This is a genomic window from Vibrio sp. 10N.261.52.C2 (assembly GCF_041471425.1).
Taxonomy (GTDB): domain Bacteria; phylum Pseudomonadota; class Gammaproteobacteria; order Enterobacterales; family Vibrionaceae; genus Vibrio; species Vibrio crassostreae_C.
Map to the genome: position 1 here is coordinate 1 of NZ_JBFROH010000084.1, position 6,643 is coordinate 6,643.

Here is a 6,643-nt window from a genome sequence, read left to right on the forward strand (position 1 = left end):
AATTTTCCGGATTGGTATTACTTCTAACTCTGGTAGTTAAGCTAAATAGAGCAGAGCACTAATCTGATTGTTTTACTATGTGAAATTCTCTATCGCGTACGTACTTCGCCCTAAGGAGTGAGACTTTATTGCTTGAATACGTAAAGGGTAATTGTCGATTATGTTCGTATTGGTACTCGTTTAGCTGCTATCTAAACCATACCTGATACACGTATCTGGAACCCTGAGACTGACTAAGGAAAAGGTAGGATGCTTAACACTTCAAGCTATCACACTCACTATGCATAAATAGAGATGTTGATTCGAAAGACCATCAAACAAACCTAAATAGCTATCTCGTAGATACAAAAACGCCTAGCGTTTGCTAGGCGTTGATAAATAGTGTCTCTAATACATCGACTACAGTATTTGCTTAAGCACCCTATCGGCTTTCACACGAGTGATCTTACGAATCAACTTCTGAACTTCCATCGGGTAGCTCTCTACCTTGTCTAACTGCTTATAAGTACAGATAAGCTGAGTGTGTTGAAGGATGTTATCCACTTCAGCCTGAAACTTGTCTGTTAGGTGATGGTAGTTATCTTGGATAAAGATACCGTTCTCTAGATCCAACTTCCATGCGCGTGGATTTAGATTATTACCTGTTAGTAGCATGTAGCGCTTATCTACCCAAATGCCCTTTAGGTGGAAGCTATTGGAATCGTGTTGCCAAAGTCGAATTGAGAGATTACGGCTAGCAATATGAGCTTCATTCGCTTTAGCGAAACGGCGTAAGTTCAGTTCGTAAAGGTATGGCAAACCACCAATCGTTTTAAACTCTTCTTCTGGTGAGATAAAGAAATCATTCGCTGTCTTATCACCAACAACAATGCTGACCTTTACGCCACGCTTAAGTGCTTTCTTCACTTCTTTAGCTAGGCTAGGTGGGAAGTTGAAGTAAGGTGTGCAGATGAAGATTTCATCTTTAGCTTGAGCGACGAGTTGGTTGATTCCCTGATTCAGACGGTTACGTCTTTTACCGATACCAACCAATGGTGTTACAGCCACTTGCTCTGCTGAAACCTCTTGCCCTTCGAATTGATACTGAGACCTTGCCAATGATGCTCGAAACTGACGAATCGCTGGTTTCAGTTCTTTGGTCGCAGGCTTGTTCTTATCAGCCAGGCCATAAACAGCGCTGTCCGCAACCATCTGTTCGTGTACGTAGGCAAACATTGAGTCAGCAAGAGCTGCATTGTTTAAAACATGGTAACGATCAAAGCGATAGCGGTCATGGTAATTCAGATAGATATTGTTAAGGCTTGCACCGCTGTATATCACGCTATCATCGACGATAAAGCCTTTTAAGTGCAATACGCCAAAGACTTCTTTGCCGCGAACGGGAATGCCATAGACAGGCACAGAATGTTGATATTTCTCTGCGAACTCTTTATACATGGCTGCATTGCCTTCAGAAGACTCTGCGCCAATCAATCCACGCTGCGCCCGGTGCCAATCGACACAAACGCTCACGTCTAATTCTGGATTCTTTTGCTTTGCTTCATATAAGGCAGTTAGGATCTCACGGCCAGCCTCATCATCTTCAAGATACAAAGCGACTAAACTAATACGAGTCGTTGCGCGAGATATTTCATCAAGTAGGCGAGTTCGAAACTCTTGCGCTGATAGTAGTACTTCAAACTTGTCAGGATTCTGCGCTATGGTTGGCAACTGTATGAATGGATTCCTACTGGCAATCATATTGACTGTTTTACCTTAAAAATATGCAAAATTGCGAACCTTTAATTTTACCAAAGGGATAGCACCAAATACTAGATAATCGAGGCATTCTCTAACAATTTTGCTGATAATGCATAGGAATGAGATCTTTTCCGCTATTCGAATAGCGCTCGTATAAAACTCTTAAACCATTTGGTAGATCTTTAGGGTCTACTTGTACGAATTTGTGTCGCGCGTAAAAATTGGTGAGATGAGCGTACGCAAAGCAGTAATCATCTTCCGTAAGCGTATGTTGCGCACAATAATCCATAAGCTGGGAGCCTAATTGCTGACCACGATGTTGTTTTGATATCGCCATACCGGTAAGTAAGCGATTATTTTCTATTGTACGAAAACGCACGACACCGCACAGTTCGTTATTCAGCAATAACGAATAGATCAGTTCACTCTTATTCGCTTTTCCCGTTGGGTAATGTTCTTTATAGAAACGTTTAACTAGGGGAACCTTTACTGGGTCTAATTGAGTAATGATGACATTGTTCATTCAGTCACTGCGCCATTGGTTTATCTGCTGTAGAATGACCGCAGTGTAAGTTAATTGAATATCGCCATGCAATTCCATCTCAATGCTAGTTTAAAAAATGTTCATACTTTTTCCATCGATCAGACGTGTGATGCGTTGGTTGAAGTCACCACTACCGAAGAACTTATTTCGCTTTACAAAGACCCTAAATGGTCAGCTTTGCCTAAGTTAATACTGGGTAAGGGCAGTAATATGCTTTTTACTGAGCACTTCGCTGGCCTGGTCATCGTGAATAAATTAGCCGGGATTGAGCTGGCCGAGACGGACAGTCATCACCTACTGCATGTGAGTGGTGGCGAGGATTGGCCAAGCTTGGTTGAGTGGAGTGTGGATAAAGGGCTGGGTGGTCTAGAAAACCTAGCAATGATACCCGGCTGTTCCGGCTCTGCTCCGATTCAGAATATTGGTGCGTATGGTGTTGAGCTACAAGACGTATGCGAGTATGTCGATATCCTGTGTCTGGATACTTATACAGTTAAGCGATTAAGCAAAGAAGAGTGTCTCTTTGGTTACCGAGATTCTATTTTCAAACACGCTCTCTACGATAAAGCGATTGTTGTTGCGATTGGTTTAACGTTGCCGAAAGAGTGGGAGCCATGCAATCACTATGGCCCGTTAAAAAGCCTAGCAGCCGATACGCTCTCCCCTCGCACTATATTTGATGAAGTGTGTGCTATCCGTTCAAGTAAGCTGCCAGACCCTAGAGTACAAGGGAATGCGGGTAGCTTCTTCAAAAACCCTGTGATCACCAAAGATCATTTTGATCGCTTGTTAGCTCTATATCCAAATATGGTTGGTTATGAGAGTAATGACATGATCAAAGTTGCTGCTGGCTGGCTGATTGATCAATGCCAGTTCAAGGGTGTGACAGAAGGTGGCGCTCAGGTTCACCCCAACCAAGCATTGGTTATTATCAATTATGATGAGGCTTCTGCTGTGGATATCCTTAAGCTTGCAGAGCGAGTGCGCCAGTCCGTTTTGAATAAATTCGATATTCGATTGGAACATGAAGTGCGCTTTATGGGACGAGACTGCGAGACAAACTTGGATAAGGCTTTGGAGTCATTGGCATGAGAGAGCACAGTACCAAGCTTGCACTATTGAGATGTCTTGCTGACGGTGAGTTTCATTCAGGTGAAGACCTAGGTGAAATGATTGGCGTATCACGAGCGGCTATCAGTAAGCACATTAAAGGTATTCAAGAGTGGGGTTTAGATATCTACCGAGTACAAGGCAAGGGTTACAAACTAGCCAGTCGTTTGGATATGCTTGACCAAGACAAATTGTCTGCAGTTAGTCGCGATGCTTCTCTTGAACTCATTCCCATCATAGGTTCTACAAACCAACACCTATTAGAGCGCACTAACACCCTCGAATCGGGTTCTGTCTGTATTGCTGAATATCAAGCTGCGGGTCGTGGACGCCGTGGACGAGAGTGGGTATCACCATTTGGTGCAAACCTCTATCTTTCAATGTATTGGAGACTCGACGCGGGGATGGCTGCCGCAATGGGCTTAAGCCTTGTGGTTGGTGTAGCTGTTGTTGAAGCTTTGGAAGAGATGGGCGTAGAAGGTGTAAAGCTTAAATGGCCGAACGACCTTTACCACAATGACAAGAAGCTTGCAGGTATCTTGGTCGAGCTGTCAGGACAGTCTGGCGGCGCTGCGCATATTGTGATTGGTTTAGGGCTAAACCTATCCATGGATCCAACAACATCAGGTATTGGCCAGCCATGGACTTCCCTTAAAGAAGTGTGTGATGGGAAGGTGCCAGACCGTAACCAGTTAGCGCAGGCTCTGATCAATGCTTGGGATAAGTCACTTGTCGACTACGAGTTGAAAGGAATGTCCAATTTTTTAGAGCGTTGGAACCGCTTGGATAATTTCTTAGGTCGCAATGTTAGATTGATCATTGGACCTAGAGAAATTGAAGGTGTTGTTCAAGGCATCGATGAACAAGGTGCTGTATTGCTCAAAACTGAGAATGGTGTCGAGAGCTATATTGGTGGCGAGATATCGCTAAGAAAAGGCGACTAAGGCGTTACTATTTTCTTAGTAACACTTCTTCAACCATATGATCTGCGCCTTTACGTAGAATCAGGTGAGCCCTTTCTCTTGTCGGAAGGATATTTTGTTCAAGGTTCAAGCCATTAATTGAACTCCAGATACCTTCTGCTTTGTCCAATGCGGCTTGGTTCGATAATTTAGTGTAATGACTAAAGTAAGAGCCAGGCTTAGTAAACGCGCCATCGCGGAATTTCATAAAGCGATTGACGTACCATTCTTTGATTTGTTGGCTATCAGCGTCAACATAGAGTGAGAAATCAAGGAAGTCTGAAATAAACACGCGATGTGGCTCGTGTGGATAATTCATTCCGGTTTGTAAAACATTAAGCCCTTCAATAATAAGCACATCTGGTAGGTCGACGCACTTAACGTCATCAGTAATATTGTACGTAAGATGCGAGTAAACAGGGGCTGTGACATTTCTCTTGCAAGCTTTTACATCCGAAACAAAGTTCACTAAACGCTTGATATCGTAAGATTCAGGAAAGCCCTTTTTGCTCATCAACCCTTTCTCTTCTAACACCTCGTTTGGATATAAAAAGCCATCGGTTGTCACTAGTTCAACTTTTGGGTGGTTTTCCCAGCGAGAGAGTAGGGCTTTAAGCAGACGCGCAGTGGTACTTTTGCCAACAGCTACGCTACCCGCAATACCGATGATAAAAGGTGGCGCTTTCTCTTTCTTATCTAGAAATTGGTGGAGTACCGAGTTTCTATTCTGTCTGGCTGCCACATAGAGGTTCAATAGACGAGATAGCGGTAGATAGATCTCTACTGCCTCTTCCATTGTGAGCTTTTCATTGATGCCTTGAAGCTCTTTTAAGTCGCTCTCAGAAAGTGTCATCGGAACTAAATTCCTTAGCTCAGACCAACGTTCGCGGTCAAATGACATAAATGGGCTCATACAAAACTCTATAGTGGATAACAAAACAAGTGCATGGAAAATACATCAAGCGATAGATAAATAAAATATCTTCCTGTACTAGATGCGGGTTAAAGACGTAAACCTTGAGCTAAATAGCCGTATGTAGGAGTTTGGTCAGAGAATTTTGCACTTTTTTTCAATTTACTATTGCAAGGTGGAAAATCATTCAATAAAATGCGCCCCACTTGTGCCGACTTAGCTCAGTAGGTAGAGCAACTGACTTGTAATCAGTAGGTCACCAGTTCGATTCCGGTAGTCGGCACCACTTTCTCCCTTCCTATAAGGCAAGCGAGAGAAAGCTCAAAATTTGGAGAGGTTCCCGAGTGGCCAAAGGGAGCAGACTGTAAATCTGTTGGCACTGCCTTCGATGGTTCGAATCCGTCCCTCTCCACCATATTCTAAAGGTTAAATAGCTCAAACAGAGTTACGTGTTGCGTGCATCGTATAATGGCTATTACCTCAGCCTTCCAAGCTGATGATGCGGGTTCGATTCCCGCTGCACGCTCCAACTCATTTTGTGTGCTGATATAGCTCAGTCGGTAGAGCGCACCCTTGGTAAGGGTGAGGTCCCCAGTTCGACTCTGGGTATTAGCACCAGTCTAAAGCTTCTTCTCCTTTAATAAAGAAAACCATTTTTTTGGTTGCGTGGTCTTATTTTAAGCCACCTAATCCGTACCTAGAGGGACACCCCATGTCTAAAGAAAAATTTGAACGTACGAAACCGCACGTAAACGTTGGTACTATCGGCCACGTTGACCACGGTAAAACAACTCTAACTGCTGCTATCTGTACTACACTTGCAAAAGTGTACGGTGGTGTTGCTAAAGATTTCGCATCTATCGATAACGCTCCAGAAGAGCGTGAGCGCGGTATCACAATCGCAACTTCTCACGTTGAGTACGACACTCCAGCACGTCACTACGCACACGTAGACTGTCCAGGACACGCGGATTATGTTAAAAACATGATCACTGGTGCTGCACAAATGGACGGCGGTATCCTAGTTGTTGCTGCGACTGACGGCCCTATGCCTCAAACTCGTGAGCACATCCTACTTGGTCGTCAAGTTGGTATCCCTTACATCATCGTATTCATGAACAAATGTGACATGGTAGATGACGAAGAGCTACTTGAGCTAGTTGAGATGGAAGTTCGTGAACTTCTTTCTGAATACGACTTCCCAGGTGATGACCTACCAGTTATCCAAGGTTCTGCACTTGGCGCACTAAACGGCGAGAAGCAGTGGGAAGACAAGATCGTTGAGCTTGCAGAAGCACTAGATTCTTACATTCCTGAGCCAGAGCGTGCAGTTGACCAACCGTTCCTACTACCAATTGAAGATGTATTCTCAAT

General features: G+C 43.9%; 6 protein-coding genes and 4 tRNA genes. 7 read left to right on the forward strand and 3 right to left on the reverse strand.

Annotated elements, in window-relative coordinates; genetic code table 11:
• Positions 1-399: 399 nt before the first annotated feature.
• Together pssA and AB4307_RS21570 are read right to left on the reverse strand one after the other, a co-directional pair.
• Positions 400-1,740 (reverse strand): CDP-diacylglycerol--serine O-phosphatidyltransferase, encoded by a 1,341-nt coding sequence (pssA, locus tag AB4307_RS21565; protein ID WP_372128642.1) that lies wholly within the window; start codon positions 1,738-1,740, stop codon positions 400-402.
• Between the two features lie 91 nt (positions 1,741-1,831).
• On the reverse strand, positions 1,832-2,263 hold the full coding sequence (locus AB4307_RS21570; RefSeq protein ID WP_017059798.1) for a GNAT family N-acetyltransferase: 432 nt from the start codon (positions 2,261-2,263) through the stop codon (positions 1,832-1,834).
• Between the two features lie 66 nt (positions 2,264-2,329).
• On the opposite strand from AB4307_RS21570, the gene murB reads away from it, so the two are divergent.
• Both murB and birA read left to right on the forward strand, forming a co-directional pair.
• Entirely contained in the window at positions 2,330-3,376 is a 1,047-nt protein-coding gene (gene murB, locus AB4307_RS21575; RefSeq protein ID WP_017059799.1) for a UDP-N-acetylmuramate dehydrogenase, read from the forward strand.
• A complete protein-coding gene (birA, locus tag AB4307_RS21580) occupies positions 3,373-4,338 on the forward strand; it encodes a bifunctional biotin--[acetyl-CoA-carboxylase] ligase/biotin operon repressor BirA (protein WP_017059800.1) in 966 nt (321 codons plus the stop codon). Before murB ends, birA begins: the two co-directional genes overlap by 4 nt.
• A gap of 7 nt (positions 4,339-4,345) precedes the next feature.
• Here the strand turns inward: birA and coaA are convergent, their stop codons facing one another.
• Positions 4,346-5,269, reverse strand: a complete 924-nt coding sequence (gene coaA / locus AB4307_RS21585; protein ID WP_017066910.1) for a type I pantothenate kinase — start codon at positions 5,267-5,269, stop codon at positions 4,346-4,348.
• A gap of 210 nt (positions 5,270-5,479) precedes the next feature.
• Between coaA and AB4307_RS21590 the strand changes: the two genes are divergently transcribed.
• The 5 genes from AB4307_RS21590 to AB4307_RS21610 form a co-directional block, all read left to right on the forward strand.
• Positions 5,480-5,555, forward strand: a tRNA-Thr gene (locus tag AB4307_RS21590).
• 44 nt (positions 5,556-5,599) lie between these two features.
• Positions 5,600-5,684 (forward strand) — tRNA-Tyr (locus AB4307_RS21595).
• Between the two features lie 39 nt (positions 5,685-5,723).
• Positions 5,724-5,798, forward strand: a tRNA-Gly gene (locus tag AB4307_RS21600).
• 13 nt (positions 5,799-5,811) lie between these two features.
• Positions 5,812-5,887, forward strand: a tRNA-Thr gene (locus AB4307_RS21605).
• A 94-nt stretch (positions 5,888-5,981) separates the two neighbouring features.
• The coding region (locus tag AB4307_RS21610) for a GTP-binding protein (RefSeq protein ID WP_372133477.1) at positions 5,982-6,643 on the forward strand (662 nt) is incomplete at its 3' end.

Bases quoted from the DNA above. Each gene is read 5' to 3' on its own strand.
- pssA (WP_372128642.1), bottom strand. From the start codon at position 1,740: ATGATTGCCAGTAGGAATCCATTCATACAGTTGCCAACCATAGCGCAG.
- AB4307_RS21570 (WP_017059798.1), bottom strand. From the start codon at position 2,263: ATGAACAATGTCATCATTACTCAATTAGACCCAGTAAAGGTTCCCCTA.
- murB (WP_017059799.1), top strand. From the start codon at position 2,330: ATGCAATTCCATCTCAATGCTAGTTTAAAAAATGTTCATACTTTTTCC.
- birA (WP_017059800.1), top strand. From the start codon at position 3,373: ATGAGAGAGCACAGTACCAAGCTTGCACTATTGAGATGTCTTGCTGAC.
- coaA (WP_017066910.1), bottom strand. From the start codon at position 5,269: ATGAGCCCATTTATGTCATTTGACCGCGAACGTTGGTCTGAGCTAAGG.